This window comes from Pseudomonas sp. ABa2, from assembly GCF_056676075.1.
On the sequence record NZ_CM155239.1, the window covers coordinates 2,894,238 to 2,913,185 of the forward strand.

Below are 18,948 nucleotides of genomic sequence, written 5' to 3' on the forward strand. Positions count from 1 at the left end.
TCTTTTCCGACTTTTCAACCAAGCGCTTGCTTGGTAGTGTTGGTTTCAGCTTCCCAACCTGTGACGGGCCATCGCCATGAGCAAAACCCTACGCATCGGCTGCGCCTCCGCCTTCTGGGGCGACACCTGCACCGCCGCCGCCCAGCTGGTGCGGGGGGCCGAGCTGGATTACCTGGTGTTCGACTACCTGGCCGAGATCACCATGTCGATCATGGCCGGCGCCCGCATGAAGAAGCCGGACGAGGGCTACGCCCGCGACTTCGTCGAGGTGCTCGCGCCGCTGCTGGGCGAGATCGCGCAGAAGAAGATCCGCGTGATCAGCAACGCCGGCGGGGTCAACCCCACGGCTTGCGCCGCGGCCCTCGAGGCGGCGTGCGAGCAGGCCGGGGTGAAGCTGAAGATCGCCGTGCTGCACGGCGACAACCTGCAGCCCAAACTCGGCGAGCTGGTCAAGGCCGGCACCCGCGAGATGTTCAGCGGCGCACCGCTGCCGCCCTTCTGCGTGTCGGTCAACGCCTACCTGGGCGCGCCGGGCATCGTCGCCGCGCTGGAACAGGGCGCCGACATCGTCATCACCGGCCGCGTGGTCGACAGCGCCGTGGTCAGCGCCGCCCTGGTGCACGAGTTCGGCTGGGCCTGGAGCGACTACGACAAGCTGGCCCAGGCCGCGCTGGCCGGGCACATCATCGAATGCGGCGCGCAGTGCACCGGCGGTAACTTCACCGACTGGCGCGCGGTGCCGGACTACGAACACATCGGCTTCCCCATCGTCGAGGTCGAAGACGACGGCCGTTTCGTCGTGACCAAGCCGGAGGGTTCCGGCGGCCTGGTCACGCCTTTTACCGTCGGCGAGCAGCTGCTCTACGAGATCGGCGATCCGCGCACCTATCTGCTGCCGGACGTGGTCTGCGATTTCACCGCCGTCGAGCTGAGCCAGGTCGGTGCCGACCGCGTCGAGCTCAAGGGCGCGCGCGGCCTGCCGCCGACCGCGCAGTACAAGGTCAGCGCCACCCACCCGGACGGCTTCCGCTGCACCGCCAGCTGCCTGCTCGCCGGCATCGACGCGGTGGCCAAGGCCGAGCGGGTCAGCCAGGCGATCATCGCCAAGACCGAAGCGCTGTTCGCCGAACGTGGCTGGGGCCGTTACCAGGAAGTCAGCATCGAGTTGCTGGGTAGCGAGGCCACCTACGGCCCGCACGGTCGGCGCCGGGATTGCCGCGAGGTGGTGGTGAAGATCGCCGTGCGCCACGCCAAGAAGGAGGCCCTGGTGCTGTTCTCCCGCGAGATCGCCCAGGCCGCCACCGGCATGGCGCCGGGCCTGACCGGCATAGTCGGCGGCCGCCCCACCGTGTACCCGGTGATCCGCCTGTTCAGCTTCCTGGTGGACAAGAGCGCCTGCGAGCTGGCAGTGGAAATCGACGGCCAGCGCCAGCCGGTCGCCCTGCCGGAAGTGGCCGAATTCGACGCCGCCCGGATCGCCGCCGCGGCCGCCCTGCCCGCCCCGGCCGGCAGCGCCGAGGCCAGCGTGCCGCTGGTGCAACTGGCCGTGGCCCGCTCCGGCGACAAGGGCAACCACAGCAATATCGGCGTGATGGCGAGAAAGCCCGAGTACCTGGCGTGGATCGCCGCTGCGCTGACGCCCGAAGCCGTGGCGCAATGGATGGGCCATGTCCTGGATCCGCAAGCCGGCAAGGTCAGCCGCTGGCACCTGCCGGGCAGCCACAGCCTCAACTTCCTGCTGGAAAATGCCCTGGGCGGTGGCGGCGTGGCCAGCCTGCGTATCGACCCGCAGGGCAAGGCCTTTGCCCAGCAGCTGCTGGAATTCCCGGTACCGGTGCCGCGCGCACTGGCCGACAGCCTGTAACAAGGACAACCAGAACGATGAGCTACGACTCCGTCTTCAAACCTGGCCTTTTCGCAGGCCAGACCATCCTGGTTACCGGCGGCGGCAGCGGTATCGGTCGCTGCGTGGCCCACGAGCTGGCCCATCTCGGCGCCCACGTGGTGCTGGTCGGACGCAAGCAGGAAAAGCTGGAGAAGACCTGCATCGAGATCACCGAGGACGGCGGCAGCGCCAGCTTCCAGGTCTGCGACATCCGCGACGAAGAGGCGGTGAAGGCCATGGTCGGCGCGGTGCTCGCGCAGCGCGGACGCATCCATCACCTGGTCAACAACGCCGGCGGCCAGTTCCCCGCGCCGTTGATCGGCATCAACCAGAAAGGCTTCGAGACCGTGGTGCGCACCAACCTGGTGGGCGGTTTCCTGGTGGCCAAGGAAGTCTTCCTGCAAAGCCTGAGCAAGCACGGCGGCGCCATCGTCAACATGCTCGCCGACATGTGGGGCGGCATGCCCGGCATGGGCCATTCGGGGGCGGCGCGGGCGGGTATGGAGAACTTCACCAAGACCGCCGCCTACGAGTGGGGCCACGCCGGGGTGCGAGTCAACGCCGTGGCGCCGGGCTGGATCGCCTCCAGCGGTATGGACACCTACCCCGAGTCGATGAAGAACATGATCCGCAACCTCAAGGATCACGTGCCGCTGCAGCGCATCGGCAGCGAGTCCGAGGTGGCCGCCGCCATCGTCTTTCTGCTCAGCCCCGGCGCCAACTTCATCAGCGGCAACACCATCCGCATCGACGGTGCGGCCAGCCAGGGCACCCGTGCCTGGACGCTGGGCAAGGCGAGAAACAGCGAGCCCTACAACGGTTTCCACCGGGCCTACCTGCCCGATGTACTGAAAGATCAGGAGTAAGGCGATGCCCGTGATCCAATCGGAAATCGACGTGCATGGCGACGCCTTCGCGCAGAACCGCGCGGCCATGCTGGCGGCCGTTGCGGCCTTCCGCGACGTCGAGCAGAAGGTGCTGGACAAGGCGCAGGAGGCCAAGGCCAAGTTCGACAAGCGCGGCCAGTTGCTGCCGCGCGAACGCCTCAACCTGCTGCTCGATGCTGGCGCGCCCTTTCTCGAACTGGCCTCGCTGGCCGGCTACAAGCTGCACGACGACAAGGACGGCAGCCAGGCCGGCGGTGGCCTGATCGCCGGCATCGGCTACATCGCCGGCGTGCGCTGCCTGGTGATCGCCAACAACAGCGCGATCAAGGGCGGCACCATCTCCCCCACGGGCCTGAAAAAATCCCTGCGCCTGCAGCAGATCGCCTTCGAGAACAAGCTGCCGGTGGTGACCCTGGCCGAGAGCGGCGGCGCCAACCTCAACTACGCCGCCGACATCTTCGTCGAGGGCGCACGTGGCTTCGCCAACCAGGCGCGCATGTCCGCCATGGGCCTGCCGCAGATCACCGTGGTGCACGGCTCCAGCACCGCCGGCGGGGCCTACCAGCCCGGCCTGTCGGACTACGTGGTGGTGGTGCGCGGCAAGGCCAAGATGTTCCTTGCAGGCCCGCCACTGCTCAAGGCCGCCACCGGCGAGATCGCCACCGACGAGCAACTGGGTGGCGCCGAGATGCACGCCCAGGTCGCCGGCACCGCCGAGTACCTGGCCGAGAACGACGCCGATGGCGTGCGCCTGGCGCGCGAGATAGTCGGCATGCTGCCGTGGAACCAGCAGCTGCCGGCACGTGAGAAACGCACCTGGCGCGAGCCGCTGTACCCGGCAGAGGAGTTGCTGGGCCTGGTGCCGGCAGATGCCAAGAAGCCCTACGACGTGCGCGAGATCATCGCGCGTATCGCCGACGGCTCGGCGTTTCTCGACTTCAAGAACGAGTTCGACAGCCAGACCGTCTGCGGCCACCTGCAGATCGAAGGCCAGGCCTGCGGCTTTATCGGCAACAACGGCCCGATCACCCCACAGGGCGCGGCCAAGGCGGCGCAGTTCATCCAGCTGTGCGAGCAGAGCAATACGCCGATCCTGTTCTTTCACAACACCACCGGTTTCATGGTCGGCACCGAGTCCGAGCAGAACGGCGTGATCAAGCACGGCTCGAAGATGATCCAGGCCGTAGCCAACGCCACAGTGCCCAAGCTGACCATCGTCGTCGGCGGCTCGTATGGGGCCGGCAACTACGCCATGTGCGGGAGAGGACTGGACCCGCGCTTTATCTTCGCCTGGCCCAACAGCAAGACCGCCGTGATGGGCGGCGCCCAGGCCGGCAAGGTGCTGCGCATCGTCACCGAGGAAAAGCACGCCAAGGAAGGCAAGGAAGCCGATCCGAAAATGCTCGATATGCTGGAACAGATGACCGCACAGAAGCTCGACAGCCAGTCCACCGCGCTGTACGGCACCGCCAGCCTGTGGGACGACGGCCTGATCGACCCGCGCGATACGCGCAAGCTGCTGGGCTTCTTGCTCGACATCTGCGCCGAAGCCAATCTGCGGCCCCTGAAATCCAATCGTTTCGGCGTCGCCCGTTTCTGACCCTCATCATCGGAGCACAACAACAATGATCTTCACCCAGGAACACGAAGAACTGCGCCGCACCGTCCGTAACTTCGTCGACAAGGAAATCAATCCGCACGTCGACGCCTGGGAGAAGGAAGGCCGCTTCCCCATCCACGACATCTTCAAGAAGGCCGGCGAGCTGGGCCTGCTGGGCATCTCCAAGCCGGAGAAATTCGGTGGCATGGGTCTGGACTACAGCTACTCGATCGTCGCTGCCGAGGAGTTCGGCACCATCCATTGCGGCGGCATCCCCATGTCCATCGGCGTGCAGACCGACATGTGCACCCCGGCCCTGGCGCGCTTCGGCTCCGACGAGCTGCGCGAAGAGTTCCTGCGCCCGGCCATCACCGGCGAGATGGTCGGCTGCATCGGCGTCTCCGAAGTCGGCGCCGGCTCCGACGTGGCGGGCCTGAAGACCACGGCGCGCAAGGACGGCGACGACTATGTGATCAACGGCAGCAAGATGTGGATCACCAACTCGCCATCGGCCGACTTTATCTGCCTGCTGGCCAATACCAGCGACGACAAGCCGCACGTCAACAAGTCGCTGATCATGGTGCCGATGAAGACGCCGGGCATCAGCGTCAGCCCGCACCTGGACAAGCTGGGCATGCGCAGCTCGGAGACCGCCCAGGTGTTCTTCGACAACGTGCGCGTGCCGCAGCGCTACCGCATAGGGGCCGAAGGCGCCGGTTTCATGATGCAGATGCTGCAGTTCCAGGAAGAGCGCCTGTTCGGCGCGGCCAACATGATCAAGGGCCTGGAGCACTGCGTCGACAGCACCATCGACTACTGCAAGCAGCGCCACACCTTTGGCCAACCGCTGATCGACAATCAGGTCATCCACTTCCGCATGGCCGAATTGCAGACCGAGATCGAGTGCCTGCGCGCACTGGTCTATCAGGCCACCGAGCAGTACGTGAAAGGGCGCGACGTGACCAAGCTGGCGTCCATGGCCAAGCTCAAGGCCGGCCGCCTGGGCCGCGAGGTGTCCGACGCCTGCCTGCAGTACTGGGGCGGCATGGGCTTCATGTGGGACAACCCGGTGTCGCGCGCCTACCGCGACGTGCGCCTGGTCAGCATCGGCGGTGGCGCCGACGAAATCATGCTCGGCATCATCTGCAAGCTGATGGGCATCCTGCCCGGCAAGAAAAAGGGCTGAGGAGGCGACCATGGCCGAACTGCCGAATTGCCAGACCCTGCTGCTGGAGCAGGTCGAGGGCGTGCTCTACGTCACCCTCAACCGCCCGGACAGCCGCAACGCCATGAGCCTGGCCATGGTCGGCGAACTGCGCGCCACCCTGGAGGCCGTGCGCCACGACGCCGGCGTGCGCGCCCTCGTGCTGCGCGGTGCCGATGGCCACTTCTGCGCCGGCGGCGATATCAAGGACATGGCCGGCGCCAGAGCCCGCGGCGGCGACGCCTACCGCGAGCTGAACCGCGCCTTCGGTGCGCTGCTGGAGGAGGCCCAGGCCGCTCCGCAGGTACTGGTGGCGGTGCTGGAAGGCGCCGTGCTCGGCGGTGGTTTCGGCCTGGCCTGCGTGTCCGACGTGGCCATCGCGGCGAGCGGCGCCAAGTTCGGCCTGCCGGAAACCACCCTCGGCATCCTCCCGGCGCAGATCGCCCCCTTCGTGGTGCGGCGCATCGGCCTGACCCAGGCGCGCCGCCTGGCCCTCACCGCCGCCCGCTTCGACGGCGCCGAGGCGTTGCGCCTGGGCCTGGTGCACTACTGCGAGCACGATGACGCCGCCCTGCAGCAGCGCCTGGACGAGACCCTGGCGCAGATCCGCCAGTGCGCGCCCCAGGCCAACGCCCATACCAAAGCACTGCTGCTGGCCAGCGAACACGAAGCCCTCGGCCCGTTGCTCGACCGCGCCGCCGAGCAGTTCGCCGCGGCCGTGACCGGCACCGAGGGCGTCGAGGGTACCCTGGCCTTTGTGCAGAAGCGCAAGCCGAAGTGGGCGCAATGATGGATCGGACGGACTGGCATTGCCGGTAAACCCCGTAGGGTGGATGTCGCTTTTTACATCCACCAATTCAGGTCACCAAACGGTGGATCGGTGAAGCGTGATCCACCCTACGCAAGAACGCCCTAGCCCGGATGCAATCCGGGAACGCCTGACAGGAGCACGCAGATGCCCGCCTTTAACAAGATCCTGATCGCCAACCGCGGCGAGATCGCCTGCCGGGTGACGCGCACCGCCATCGAGCTCGGCTACCGCACCGTGGCGGTGTACTCCGAGGCCGATAGCGATGCCCGCCATGTGCAGGTCGCCGACGAAGCCCTGTGCATCGGTCCGGCCCAGGTCAGCCAGTCCTACCTGCGCATCGACGCCATCATCGAGGCCGCGCGCAAGACTGGCGCCAACGCCATCCACCCCGGCTACGGTTTCCTCTCCGAGAACGCCGACTTTGCCCGCGCTTGTGAAGCAGCCGGCATCGTCTTTATCGGCCCGACCGTGGCAGCCATCCACCTGATGGGCAGCAAGCGCCTGTCCAAGATCGCCATGCTGGAGGCCGGCGTGCCCTGCATTCCCGGCTACGAAGGCGCCGCCCAGGATGACGAGACCCTGGCCCGCGAGGCCGAGCGCATCGGCTACCCGCTGATGATCAAGGCCAGCGCCGGTGGCGGCGGCCGTGGCATGCGCCTGGTGCAGGAATCCGCCGAACTGCTGGGGCAGATCCGCACCGCCCGCTCGGAAGCGCAGAATGCCTTCGGCTCCGGCGAGCTGATCCTCGAGCGCGCGGTGATCCGCCCGCGCCATGTGGAGGTCCAGGTCTTCGGCGACCAGCACGGCAATATCCTCTACCTCGGGGAGCGCGACTGCTCGGTGCAGCGCCGCCACCAGAAGGTGGTCGAGGAAGCGCCCTGCCCGGTGATGACGCCCGAGCTGCGCCGCGCCATGGGCGAGGCCGCGGTGAAGGCGGCGGCATCGGTCAACTACGTCGGCGCCGGCACCGTGGAATTCCTGCTCGATGCCAGCGGCGAATTCTTCTTCCTGGAAATGAACACCCGCCTGCAGGTGGAGCACCCGGTCACCGAGCTGATCACCGGCCAGGACCTGGTGGCCTGGCAGATTCGCGTGGCCGAGGGCCAGCCCCTGCCGCTGCAGCAGGATGACATTCGCCTCACCGGCCATGCCATGGAGGTGCGCCTGTACTCCGAGGATTCGGCCGCCGGCTTCCTGCCGCAAACCGGCCAGGTACTGCGCTGGGAGCCGGAATTGCTGAGCGGCGTGCGCATCGACCACGGCCTGGTCGAAGGCCAGGCCGTAACGCCCTTCTACGACCCGATGCTGGCCAAGGTCATCGCCTACGGCGAAACCCGCGACGAAGCCCGGCGCAAGCTGCTGCGCGCCGTGGAGAACTGCGTGCTGCTGGGGGTGAACGGCAACCAGCGCTTCCTCGCCAACCTGCTCAAGCACCCGGAGTTCGCCGCCGGCAACGCCACCACCGCCTTTATCGCCGAACACTTCGCAGGCGATCCCAGCCTGCAGCCGCACACCGCCAGCCTGGCCGAGCTGGCCGTGGCCGCTGCCCTGCTCTACCAGGCCTCGGCCGCCGCCCGCGCGCACCAGCCCGGCCTCGCCGGCTGGCGCAGCGCCGGCAGCGCGCCCTGGCGCTTCGTTCTCAAGCAGGGCGAACACAAGCACGCCGTGGAACTGGACGTGCTCGCCAGCGGCCCGCAGGCGCAGCTGCGCGTGCGTCGGGGCGAGGAGCAGCTGTCTGTGCGCCTGCTGGCCAGCGACGGCCGCTGGCTGAGCCTGGAACTGGACGGCGTGCGCCGCCGCCAGGCCTATCACAGCGACGGCGAGCGCCTGTGGCTGTACGGTGAACACGGCAACCTGGAACTGCAGGACATCACCCACGAGCCGGCCGGCGGGCAGAACGCCGCCAGCAGCGGCGCGGTGAAGGCACCGATGGATGGCGCCATCGTCGACGTACTGATCGCCGAGGGCGCCAGCGTAAGCAAGGGACAACTGCTGGTGGTGCTGGAAGCGATGAAGATGGAACACCCGCTCAAGGCCGGCGTCGACGGCATCGTCCGCCGCGTCGGCGTGAGCCAGGGCGACCAGGTGAAGAGCCGCCAGTTGCTGGTGGAGATCGAAGCAGCAGAAGCCTGATGCAGGGTGGATGGCGCTTCATCCATCCACCCTACGACTAGAACAACAAGAGGAACGCCCATGTCACTTTCCGGCAAGACCCTGTTCATCACCGGCGCCAGCCGTGGCATCGGCCGCGAGATCGCCCTCAAGGCCGCCGCCGACGGCGCCAATATCGTCATCGCGGCCAAGAGCGCCGAGCCACACCCGAAGCTGGCAGGCACCATCCATAGCGTCGCCGCCGAGGTCGAGGCCGCTGGCGGCCAGGCCCTGGCCCTGCAACTGGACGTGCGCGACGAACAGGCCGTGGCCGCCGCCATGGCCCGTGCCGCTGAGCATTTCGGCGGCATCGACGCGCTGGTCAACAACGCCGGGGCGATCAAGCTGGTGGGCGTGGAACGGCTGGAACCCAAGCGCTTCGACCTGATGTACCAGATCAATACCCGCGCGGTGATGGTGTGCAGCCAGGCAGCGCTGCCCTATCTGAAAAAGAGCCCCGGCGGGCATATCCTCAACCTGTCGCCACCGCTCAACCTCGACGCCAAGTGGTTCGCCCAGCACGGCCCCTACACCGTCACCAAGTACGGCATGAGCATGCTCACCCTAGGCATGAACGAGGAATTCAAGAAATACGGCATCAGCGTCAACTCGCTGTGGCCCAAGACCATGATCGCCACCGCCGCCATCGAGTTCGAACTGGGCAGCCGCGACGCCTTCAAGCGCGCGCGCACCCCGGCCATCATGGCCGACGCCGCCCACGCCATCCTGAGTAGCGAAGGCCGCAGCCTCAGCGGGCGCCTGCTGATCGACGAGGACATCCTGCGTGAACGGGGCGTCACCGACTTCGAGCAGTACCGTTTCGATCCCGCTGGCGGCAGCCTGGTACCCGACCTGTTCGTTGATTGAACGCCCCACTGGGTGCATCGACGCTACTCTGCTCCCCTCTCCCATTCCTGGGAAAAGGGCTGTGGGAAAGGGAATGTCGTTTCGGTTTCGTAGCCCGGATGAAATCCGGGAAGAATGCGCCAGCCACCCACGGATTTCATCCGGGCTACGGACAGCCGACTTGCTCACCGAAAGCCTCGGCTATTTGCCGATCTGCCCGCCGCTGAACGCACCAGAGCCATGGCTGGTGCGCGCCAGGCTGACTAGAGTCAGAACTCGCCTCCAATTCATAACAGTTCAAGTGCGAGCCCCATGAGCCAAGCCGATCTGATTTCGCCCTTTCGCTTCCTCGCCCACCTGCCGCAGCACCTGCCGCGCGTGCCGCGCATGCTGCGCGGCCTGTACTACGCCGGCATCCGCAACCGCGAGAAGAAGCTGTCGCTGGCCTGGGCGCTGCAGCGCGCCGCGCAGCTGCATCCCGAGCGTCCGGCGCTGCTGGACGAGCAACGCCGGCTCAGCTACCGCCAGTTCAACGCCTGGGCCAATCGCCTGGCCTGGGCCTTCAAGGCCGAGGGCGTGGGTCACGGCAGCGTGGTTGCGGTGATGCTGGAGAACCGCCTGGAGCTGCTGGCCATCCTCGCCGCCCTGAGCAAGCTCGGCGCAGTCGGCGCGCTGGTCAACACCACCCAGCGCGGCAAGGTGCTGGCCCATAGCCTGAACCTGGTCGAGCCGGGCTTCCTGGTGATCGGCGCCGAGCTGCAGGCGGCCTTCACCGAGGTCGCCGGGCAGCTCGACAACCCCGATGCGCCGCGCTACTGGGTGGCCGACCAGGATTGCCTGGAGGACGCCGGGCAGGCGCCGGACGGCTGGCGCAACCCAATGCAGCTGGCACGCGGCCAGGCCGAAGGCAACCCGCCGGACAGCGCCCTGGTGCGGATGAAGGATCCCTGCTTTCTGATCTACACCTCCGGCACCACCGGCCTGCCCAAGGCCTCGATCATGAGCCATGGCAAGTGGATCAAGGCCTATGGCGGCTTCGGCCATTCCGGCCTGACCCTGAACGAGCACGACGTGCTCTACCTCACCCTGCCCTGCTACCACAACAACGCCGTCACCGTATGCTGGAGCGCGGCCCTCGCCGGCGGCGCGGCCATCGCCCTGCGCCGCAAGTTCTCCGCCAGCGCCTTCTGGAGCGACGTGGCGCGTTACCAGGCCACCTGCTTCGGTTATATCGGCGAGCTGTGCCGCTACCTGCTCAATCAGCCGGAAACAGACATCGAAAAGAACAACAGCCTGCGCTGCATGATCGGTAACGGCCTGCGCCCGTCGATCTGGGCCGAGTTCAAGCAGCGCTTCGGCGTCGAGCAGATCACCGAGTTCTACGCCTCCAGCGAGGGCAATATCGGCTTCACCAACGTCTTTAACTTCGACAACACCGTCGGCTATACCCCGGCCACCTACGCCATCGTCCGCTACGACCTGGAGAATGATCGGCCGCTGCGCGGCAAGAAGGGCTTTCTGCAGAAGGCCGACAAAGGCGAAGCGGGTCTGCTGATCAGCGAGATCAGTGCCAAGTGGCCGTTCGACGGCTACACCGACCCGGCCAAGAGCGAGGCGGCGATCCTGCGCGACGTGTTCAAGAAGGGCGACGCCTGGTTCAACACCGGCGACCTGATGCGCGACATCGGCTGCAAGCACGCGCAGTTCGTCGACCGCCTCGGCGACACCTTCCGCTGGAAGGGCGAGAACGTTTCAACGACCGAGGTGGAAAACGTGCTCGGCGCCTTCGCCGGGGTGGAAGACGCGGTGGTCTACGGTGTGGAGATTCCCGGTACCAATGGCCGCTGCGGCATGGCCGCGCTGCGCCTGGCGCCAGGCTTTGAGCTGGACGGCGCCGCGCTGGCCACGCACCTGGATCGCGAACTGCCGGCTTACGCCGTGCCGCTGTTCGTGCGCCTGCTCGGCGAGGTGGAGACCACCGGCACTTTCAAGTACAAGAAGACCGACCTCAAGCAGGCCGGCTACGACCCGAGCCGGGTCGATGGGCCGCTCTACGTGCGCCTGCCCGGCACGGCGAGCTTCCAGCCGCTGGATGACGAGCTGCATGCGGCCATCGCGCGCCAGGCTTATCGCTTCTGAACGTTCGAACACCCGGCGACCGCTAGGGTGCGCCGCGCACCGGCTGCGCTACTGCTTGAACTCGAACTGCAACTCGGCGCCTTCGATGGACTCCCAGTAGTCGTCCACCCGCTCGTTGCTGATCAGCCGACCGCTGAGCTGGAAGGGGCTGACAGTCTCGGGTTTGTCGCCGAACAGGGGCGGCAGCAGTGGCGAGAGTTCCTCGCGGGTTTCGCTCTCCAACGCTTGCTCGAACAGCTCCTGCGGCACGCTCAGATCCAGCGCCGGTTTCGGCTCGGGTTCGGGCTTGGGCTGCGGCGCGGCGGCCGGCTTGGGCTTGGCGGCGGCCTGAGGTTTGCCAGGCGCGGCTGGTTTGACTTCGGCGGCTTCGACCGGCGACGCCGGCTCGACGGGCTCAGGCTTGGCAACCTCGACTGCAGGCGCCTCGACCGGCGCGGCAAGCGGCGCCGGAACAGGCTCGGGCTGCTGCGCCACAGGCTCCGCCGTACGCTCGCAGGCGCTCAGCCAAGCCAGGCACAGCAGCAACGGAAGGGACTTACGCATCATGGGGCAAGGGTAACTCGGTCGACGATGCGCTCATGCTCCCCTGCCCGTGCCTGGCTGGCAAGCCGGCTTACACGACTTTTACCTCGCCCTTCATTCCTGAGGCGGCTCGGCAGCCAGATGGCTCAGCTCGGCTTCGATATCCAGTTGCGGATAATCGGCCTGCAACTGCTCCAGCAAACGCTTTGCCTCGGCCTGCTTGCCCGTACGCCGCAGCTCCAGCAGGCGCAGCAAGGCCTCGCGTGGCTCGCTCTGGCTCACCAACTCGGCCATGGGCGCTATGGCCGCGGTGCTGGCCATCGGCGCGTCGGCCATCGCGGCAGGTGGCGCCGAGCGTGCCATGACCTCGGCCTTCATCCGTTCCTGAGGAGCGGCCATGCGCGCCACCGACTCGCCCTCGGCAGCACGCTTGGCCGCCATCGGCGCGGGGGCTGGCGCAGCTGGGCTCATGGCCACGCTGGGCGGCACGGCATCGAAGGCCTCCGGGGCCTGCTCCAGGGTGCGCCAGGTCAGGCTGGCGCCGATGCCGACGCAGGCCAGCCCGGCTACCGCCACCGACCAGCGCTGCCGGCCGCTACCGAATAGCCACTGGTGCAAACGCTGCGGCCAGCCAGCCTTGTCGCTGACGGCTTCGGCCTGCTTCGCCTCACGGGCGGCCGCGCTTGCCGCCGCCAGGATGCGTGCATCCAGCTCGGCCGAGGGTTCGCCTTCGCCATGGGCACGAAAATGCGCCAGCAGCGCCTGTTCGTGGTCCAGTGTTTCTCGATCGTGGGTCATGCGGACAACTCCTCGGTGGCCAGCAGCCGGCGCAGTTTCTGCAGGGCATAACGCAGACGGCTCTTGACCGTCTCGGCCGGCGTGCGGGTCAACTCGGCAATCTCGTTCAGTTCCAGGTCGCCATGGGCGCGCAGCAGGAACACCTCGCGCTGGTCGGCCGGCAGGTCCGCCAGCGCGGCCTGCAGGCGCTGGCTGTCGCGGCTCAGGCCGAGCTGCTGCTCCGGGCCCGGCTGCGGGTCCGCCTGGGCGTGCTGGCCTTCATCGTACGCGTCGTGGCCGGCCTGGTGCCTGCCAGTCTTGCGCCAATGGTCGATCAGCCGGTTGCGGGCGATCTGGTACAGCCAGGTCTTGAACAACACCGCCTCGCGCTGTTCGCTCTGGCTGCGCACCAGGCTCATCCAGGTTTCCTGGAACACTTCCTCGGCCAGGGCGTGGTCGCCGCACAGGCCAAGCAGGAAGCGGAACAGGCCCAAGCGATGGCGCTGGTACAGCGCGTTGAAGGCCGCGGCGTCGCCGTGGCGGTAACGCCGCAACAGGGCGGCGTCGTCGTCCGTGAGGGGTGCGTTCACTGCAGCGCTCGTACAGGGCTGGAAATGGAGCCTGCAGTTTGCAGGCTCTGGGCGATTTCGGCCAGTTGGATGAACTCGCCGCGCAGGCCGAAGCGATCCTCGCCCTTGCCCGAGCGGGCCAGCGCGATGCTCTGCGCCAGATCGAAGTCGCCGGTGTAGCGGCCGTCCTTGAGCTGCTGGGCGAAGGCGGCCACCGCTGCGGCGAAACGCAGATCCTCGCTGGCGGCCGCAACCGGTTTCGCCTCGTCACGCGCAATGGGTCGTTCCAGCAGGCGACTGCTCGCTTCCCCCGGCGCCTTGTAGCGAATCCGCAGCCAGGCCAGCTCGCCGCTCTTTCCAGCCGGTTGAATGCTGCTCTGATAGCGCAATGGCTCCAGCCAGCCCTTGCCACCAGCCGGCACGATCTCGTACAGCGCGGTGACCGTATGCCCTGCGCCGATCTCGCCGGCATCGACCTTGTCGTTGCTGAAATCCTCGCGTTTGAGCGCACGGTTCTCGTAGCCCAGCAGGCGGTATTCGCTGACCTCGGCCGGGTTGAATTCCAGCTGCAGCTTGACGTCGCTGGCCACAGTGGCGAGGGTCGAACCGAGCTGGTCGACCAGCACCTTGCGCGCCTCGCGCAGGTTGTCGATATAGGCGTAGTTGCCGTTGCCGGCATCGGCCAGCTGCTCCATCAGGCGCTCGTTGTAGTTGTCCACGCCAAAGCCCAGGGTGGTCAGCGACACGCCGCTCTTGCGCTTGTCCGCGGCCAGTTGCTTGAGGCTGTCGAAGTCGCTGATGCCGACGTTGAAGTCGCCGTCGGTGGCCAGCAGGATGCGATTGATGCCGCCGTCGATCAGGTGCTTGCCCGCCTGCCGATAGGCCAGCTGAATGCCCGACTCACCGGCGGTGGAGCCGCCCGCGGTCAGCTGGTCGATCGCCGCGCGAATGGCCGCCTTGTCGCTGCCGGGCGTGGAGTCCAGCACCACCTGACTGGCGCCGGCATAGGTGACCAGCGACACGCGGTCCTGCGGGCGCAACTGGTCGACCAGCAGTTTCAGGGTGCCCTGCACCATCGGCAGGCCTTCGCGGCGGTGCATCGAGCCGGAGACATCCACCAGAAACACCAGGTTGGCCGGCGGCAGCTCATCCACGCTGCGGTCCGACGCCTTGATGGCGATACGCAGCAGGCGCGTGTCGGGATTCCAGGGCGTGACCGCCAGTTCGGTGCTGACGCCAAAAGGCGCGTCGCCCTGCGGCAACGGGTAGGCGTAGGGGAAGTAGTTGACCAGCTCTTCCAGGCGCACGGCGTCCTTCGGCGGCAGTTGCCCGCCATTGAGGAAACGCCGCACGTTGGCGTAGCTGCCGGTGTCCACGTCGATGCTGAAGGTCGATACCGGCGTCTCCGACACGGCGAATACCGGGTTGTCCGCGTAGGTCTGGTACTGCTCGCGCGCCACGTCGCGGTAGCCCGGCGGCAAGGTATCGAGCATGGGGTTGGGGACAGGGGCGACATGGTTGGGCAGTAGGCTCTCGCGCTTGCGCGTCAGCTCGGCACGCGCCTCGGCGGCGACTGGCGCCGCCAGGCTGTCGTGCAGCGCGGCGGCCGGCGCGGCGGGCTTGCCCTGCGCCTCGGCTTCGGGGCCCGAGACGCTGCAGGCGGCCAGGGCGAGCAACACACCGGCGGCGAAACCGGCGGCGAGCGGACGAACGAGCAGTACGGAATAAGCGGACATGGTGCAGCTCCTGAGCAATGGCATGGAACCTTCGCTCAGGTAGACGCAGCCCCTGCCCGATTCGGGTTAAACCGCTATGCCGCCCGCCCGCTCCAGCGACAAGCCGCCGCTCACCTCCTGGCACAGCTGGCTGGCCAGCATGCCCAGGGTCATCAGCGCGCGCTCGGCCTCGCGGTTCCACGGGATGCCGCAGTTCAGCCGCACGCAATGGTTGAACTGCTCGGTGTTGCTGAAGATCAGCCCGGGGGCGATGGAGATGCCCTGCTGCAGCGCGCGCACGTGCAGGTCCTTGGTATTGACCCGCACCGGCAGGCTGACCCAGAGGATGAAGCCGCCCTTGGGCCGGGTCATCTGCGTACCGTCGGGGAAATACTGCTGCACCGCCAGCTGGAAGGCGCTGAGGTTCTTGCGGTACTCCTGGCGGATGAAACGCAGGTGGCGGTCGTAACCGCCGTTTTCCAGGTAGGCGGCCACCGCCATCTGCGTCACGCTGCACGCCGAGTGGGTGGTGAAGGTCTGCAGGCGCTGGATCTCGTCCTGGTACTTGCCGGCGACTATCCAGCCGATGCGCACGCCGGGCGACAGGGTCTTGGAGAAGCTCGAGCAGTAGATCACCCGGCTGTCGCGATCGTGCGACTTGAGCGCCTTGGTCGGCCCTTGCTCGAACATCAGCTCGCCGTAGATATCGTCCTCGATGATCTGGATGTCGTAGTCGCCGGCCAGGCGCAGCAACTGACGCTGGCGTTCCTCGGGAACGGTGCCGCCGAGCGGGTTGGACAGCCGCGCGGTGAGCACCAGCGCCTTGATCGGCCACTGGTTGGCCGCCAGCTGCAGGGCCTCCAGGCTGATGCCGGTGGTCGGGTCACTGGGAATCTCGATCACCTTGAGGCCGAGCAGGTCGGCCAGCTGCAGCAGGCCGTAGTAGGTCGGCGACTCGGCGGCGATCAGGTCGCCCGGCTGGGTCAGCACGCGCAGGCTCATCTGCAGGGCGTCGACGCAGCCGTGGGTGATCACCACCTCGGACGGGTCGACCACCACCCCGGCGTCGCGCATGCGGATCGCCACCTGCCGACGCAGCGGCTCGAAGCCGGGGCTGAACATGTAGCTGAAGGCGCGCGGGCTGTGGAAACGGGTGACCTTGGCCAGTTGCTGGTGCAGCGCGCGCACCGGCAGGTAGTCGACGTGCGGCACCGCGGCGCCCAGCGGGAACACCCCCTCGCGGCGCGACTCGGTGAGCACCTGGTTGATGATGCTGCTGCGGGTGACCAGGCCGGGGCGTTCGACCCGCGCGATATCCGGGGTCGGCGCGGTCAGCGCCGGTGTCTGATGCACGTAGAAGCCGGACTGCGGCCGCGCGCGGATCAGCCCCTGGTCTTCCAGATTGGCGTAGGCCTGCAGCACGGTGGCATGGCTGACGTTGAGCTGCGCGCTCATCTTGCGCACCGAGGGCACCCGCTCGCCCGGCTGGTAGACACCCCGACGAATGTCCTCGGCCAACTGCTGGGCGATGCGCTGGTAGAGCAACAGATTGGTCATGGCCGTCTCCTTCGGGTCGCTGAACCATAACAGTAGCCGATTTACCCGAAAGTGTACTGGCACAGTTCAGAACAGTGTCGGCCATACAGTATTCGTACGGCAGCTGTATGCATTATGCCCAGGCGATTGCGGCCAGACAGGCGCAGAAACGAAAAACCCCGGCCAGGCCGGGGTTCGTGTGCAGCCGGGCAGATCTAGCGTTCGGCGCCGAGCTGGCCACGCTCGTCGGAGAAGACGATCTCCACCCGACGGTTCTGCGCCCGCCCGCGCGCCGAGGCATTTTCCGCCACCGGGAAGTCGACGCCGTAGCCGACCACCTGCAGGCGCTTGGCGTCGATGCCCAGGTCCACCAGCAGATCGGCCACGCTCTGCGCCCGCGCGCGCGACAGTTCGAGGTTCTCCTCGGCGCTGCCGGTGTTGTCGGTATAGCCCTCGATACGCACCCGCCGCTGCGGGTTGATCTGCAGGAACTGCACCAGCTTGAGCACGGTGCGGTTGGCCGCCGGCTGCAGTTCGGCGCGCCCGGCGTCGAACAGCATGTCGCCCAGGGTCATCACCAGACCGCGCTCGGTCTCGCTGGCGGCGAGGCTGACCATCTGTTCCTCCAGCCAGCCATTGTGCTGCTGCACGCTGAGCAGCTTGGCCTCGCGCAGGGTCAGCTGCAGGCGCTCACGCTCCAGCTCGAGCTTGGCCACGCGCTCCTGGTTGAGGGCGATCTCGCTGTGCTGACGGGCGATCTCGGCATAACGCTGACTGAGGTAGGCATAGTGACGCACGTCCGCGCCGCTGCCCCAGTAGCTGGACAGCCGCTCGGCCCGCGCCAGCGATTCGCCCGCGCGAATCACGTCCTTGGGCGCCGCACGCAGGACGTTGGGATCTTCCTTGACCGTCTGGAAGCTGGTGCGCGCCGCTTCCAGGGCCTGGTCGCTGGCCGGCTGCTGGGCCGCGCAACCGCCGAGCGAGGTGGCCGCCAGCAGCAGGGCGGCGATGGGCATCGAGCGGCTCATCACATGGCCCCCAGTTGCTGGCGCAGACGACCGATGCGCTGGTTCAGCTCGGCCAGTTGCTCGCGCCCCTTGCCATTGAGGTGCTCGGCCTCGGCCAGACGGGCGTCCAGTTCGGCCTGCTCGGCCAGCAGCCGGGCCTGCTTGTGGCGACCGTCGTGCAGCGCGGCCTGGGCCTGGGCCAGCTTGTCTTCGGCCTGGCTCAACGGCGCCGATTGCTCGCGGGCCACGCCCAGGGCCTTGGCTTGGGCCAGCGCCTGTTCGGTCAGACGCAGTTGTTCGGTGGGCGCCGGATCGCTGGCGCAGGCCGTCAGGCCCAGCGCCAGCAGCAGCGCGCAAAGGGGTCGATTTATCACGAGAGTTTCCTACTGATTGACGTCGCCGACCGGGTCGGGCTGCATCTGCTGGGCCTTCCACAGCTCCAGGTTGCGTTGCAACAACTGCTCGGGCAGGCCGGCGGCGACCAATTCTGTCATTTTCCGCGCCAGCTGTCCGCGCAGCCAGGGCTCGTTGCACGCCGAGTTATGCGACAGGGTGAGGAACAGACCTTCGCTGGAGATCGGCGGTTCCAGCACCTCCAGGTCGTCGTCCATGCCCAGGGTTTCGGCCAACGCCAGGCCCGGGTAGCGCTCGTAGAGCACGTAGTCGGTGCGCCCGAGCAGCAGCTTCTGGAACGCCTGGGTCAGGCTGGACACACCCTCCAGGGTCAGGTGCTGCTTGGCGTAGGTATCGAACTGCTGGCCGAAGCTGTTGCCCACCAGGGTGTCGCCGGTGCGCCCCTGCAAGTCGACCCAGCTGCCGTAGGGGAAACCTTCGCCCTTGCGCACCCAGACCACGCTGGGGGTGAAGAAGAAGGCCGGATGCACGTAGTCCATGCTCTCCAGACGCGGCAGGGTGAGGAAGGCGCCGGCGATCAGGTCGACCCGCCCGGTGCGCACCTCGTCCTGCGCCCGCGACCAGGGCCCGGTGTGGATCACGTCCACCACCAGACCGAGCTCCTTGGCCAGGTGCTTGAGCAGGTCGGCGTTGGCGCCGATCAGCTGCTGCGGATTCTGCGGATCGCGCCACAGGTAGGGCGGATACTCGGGATTGCCGGTCGCCACCAGGCGCTCGCACTTGCCCACCGCCAGGGCGGCTGCCGGCATCAGCGCCAGGGCGAACCACAGCAGCAGGGACTTAAACAGACAACGCTCGGGCATTGGCTACTCTCGGTTCATGCGGTGATCGACAAGGAAGGTGGGCAAGCCCGGGAAACCATCCATGTTCATGCTAGCTTAATGG

16 protein-coding genes are annotated in these 18,948 nt (G+C 67.3%); 8 read left to right on the forward strand and 8 right to left on the reverse strand.

Translation table 11 applies throughout. From position 1 onward, the window contains the following. The first annotated feature begins 76 nt into the window (after nucleotides 1-76). The 8 genes from AC1G9C_RS14025 (at nucleotide 77) to AC1G9C_RS14060 (ending at nucleotide 11,523) form a co-directional block, all read left to right on the forward strand. Complete coding sequence (locus AC1G9C_RS14025) at nucleotides 77-1,864, forward strand: acyclic terpene utilization AtuA family protein (RefSeq protein WP_480407891.1); 1,788 nt, start codon at nucleotides 77-79, stop codon at nucleotides 1,862-1,864. Between the two features lie 17 nt (nucleotides 1,865-1,881). Next, nucleotides 1,882-2,751 (forward strand): SDR family oxidoreductase, encoded by an 870-nt coding sequence (locus tag AC1G9C_RS14030; RefSeq protein WP_480407892.1) that lies wholly within the window; start codon nucleotides 1,882-1,884, stop codon nucleotides 2,749-2,751. Nucleotides 2,752-2,755: 4 nt separating this feature from the next. Then, complete coding sequence (gene atuC / locus AC1G9C_RS14035) at nucleotides 2,756-4,372, forward strand: geranyl-CoA carboxylase subunit beta (RefSeq protein ID WP_480407893.1); 1,617 nt, start codon at nucleotides 2,756-2,758, stop codon at nucleotides 4,370-4,372. 25 nt (nucleotides 4,373-4,397) lie between these two features. Next, nucleotides 4,398-5,558, forward strand: coding sequence for a citronellyl-CoA dehydrogenase (gene atuD / locus AC1G9C_RS14040; RefSeq protein ID WP_129483337.1), 1,161 nt, complete (start codon nucleotides 4,398-4,400; stop codon nucleotides 5,556-5,558). A gap of 10 nt (nucleotides 5,559-5,568) precedes the next feature. Further along, nucleotides 5,569-6,366, forward strand: coding sequence for an isohexenylglutaconyl-CoA hydratase (atuE, locus tag AC1G9C_RS14045; RefSeq protein ID WP_480407894.1), 798 nt, complete (start codon nucleotides 5,569-5,571; stop codon nucleotides 6,364-6,366). Nucleotides 6,367-6,531: 165 nt separating this feature from the next. Further along, a complete protein-coding gene (locus AC1G9C_RS14050; RefSeq protein ID WP_480407895.1) occupies nucleotides 6,532-8,520 on the forward strand; it encodes an acetyl/propionyl/methylcrotonyl-CoA carboxylase subunit alpha in 1,989 nt (662 codons plus the stop codon). Between the two features lie 60 nt (nucleotides 8,521-8,580). After that, on the forward strand, nucleotides 8,581-9,405 hold the full coding sequence (locus AC1G9C_RS14055; protein ID WP_480407896.1) for an SDR family oxidoreductase: 825 nt from the start codon (nucleotides 8,581-8,583) through the stop codon (nucleotides 9,403-9,405). Between the two features lie 291 nt (nucleotides 9,406-9,696). After that, nucleotides 9,697-11,523: a long-chain-acyl-CoA synthetase gene (locus AC1G9C_RS14060; RefSeq protein WP_480407897.1), complete on the forward strand. Its 1,827-nt coding sequence runs from the start codon at nucleotides 9,697-9,699 to the stop codon at nucleotides 11,521-11,523. Nucleotides 11,524-11,571: 48 nt separating this feature from the next. On the opposite strand, the gene AC1G9C_RS14065 is transcribed toward AC1G9C_RS14060, so the two are convergent. The 8 genes from AC1G9C_RS14065 to AC1G9C_RS14100 all read right to left on the reverse strand — a co-directional run bounded on the left by AC1G9C_RS14065 (nucleotide 11,572) and on the right by AC1G9C_RS14100 (nucleotide 18,866). Next, nucleotides 11,572-12,066, reverse strand: coding sequence for a hypothetical protein (locus AC1G9C_RS14065; RefSeq protein WP_480407898.1), 495 nt, complete (start codon nucleotides 12,064-12,066; stop codon nucleotides 11,572-11,574). Nucleotides 12,067-12,159: 93 nt separating this feature from the next. Then, nucleotides 12,160-12,843 (reverse strand): hypothetical protein, encoded by a 684-nt coding sequence (locus tag AC1G9C_RS14070; protein ID WP_480407899.1) that lies wholly within the window; start codon nucleotides 12,841-12,843, stop codon nucleotides 12,160-12,162. Continuing rightward, complete coding sequence (locus AC1G9C_RS14075; RefSeq protein ID WP_480407900.1) at nucleotides 12,840-13,412, reverse strand: RNA polymerase sigma factor; 573 nt, start codon at nucleotides 13,410-13,412, stop codon at nucleotides 12,840-12,842. Before AC1G9C_RS14075 ends, AC1G9C_RS14070 begins: the two co-directional genes overlap by 4 nt. Further along, entirely contained in the window at nucleotides 13,409-15,127 is a 1,719-nt protein-coding gene (locus AC1G9C_RS14080; RefSeq protein ID WP_480407901.1) for a vWA domain-containing protein, read from the reverse strand. The genes AC1G9C_RS14075 and AC1G9C_RS14080 overlap by 4 nt, the downstream gene beginning before the upstream one ends. A gap of 66 nt (nucleotides 15,128-15,193) precedes the next feature. Next, entirely contained in the window at nucleotides 15,194-16,663 is a 1,470-nt protein-coding gene (locus AC1G9C_RS14085) for an aminotransferase-like domain-containing protein (RefSeq protein WP_122107136.1), read from the reverse strand. A gap of 194 nt (nucleotides 16,664-16,857) precedes the next feature. Beyond that, nucleotides 16,858-17,670, reverse strand: a complete 813-nt coding sequence (locus tag AC1G9C_RS14090; protein WP_480407902.1) for an OmpA family protein — start codon at nucleotides 17,668-17,670, stop codon at nucleotides 16,858-16,860. Further along, entirely contained in the window at nucleotides 17,670-18,023 is a 354-nt protein-coding gene (locus AC1G9C_RS14095) for a DUF4398 domain-containing protein (RefSeq protein WP_122107137.1), read from the reverse strand. The genes AC1G9C_RS14090 and AC1G9C_RS14095 overlap by 1 nt, the downstream gene beginning before the upstream one ends. Before the next feature lie 9 nt (nucleotides 18,024-18,032). After that, nucleotides 18,033-18,866 carry a substrate-binding periplasmic protein gene (locus AC1G9C_RS14100; protein WP_480407903.1) on the reverse strand — a complete coding sequence of 278 codons (834 nt, stop codon included), beginning with the start codon at nucleotides 18,864-18,866 and terminating at the stop codon, nucleotides 18,033-18,035. Between the last annotated feature and the right edge of the window lie 82 nt (nucleotides 18,867-18,948).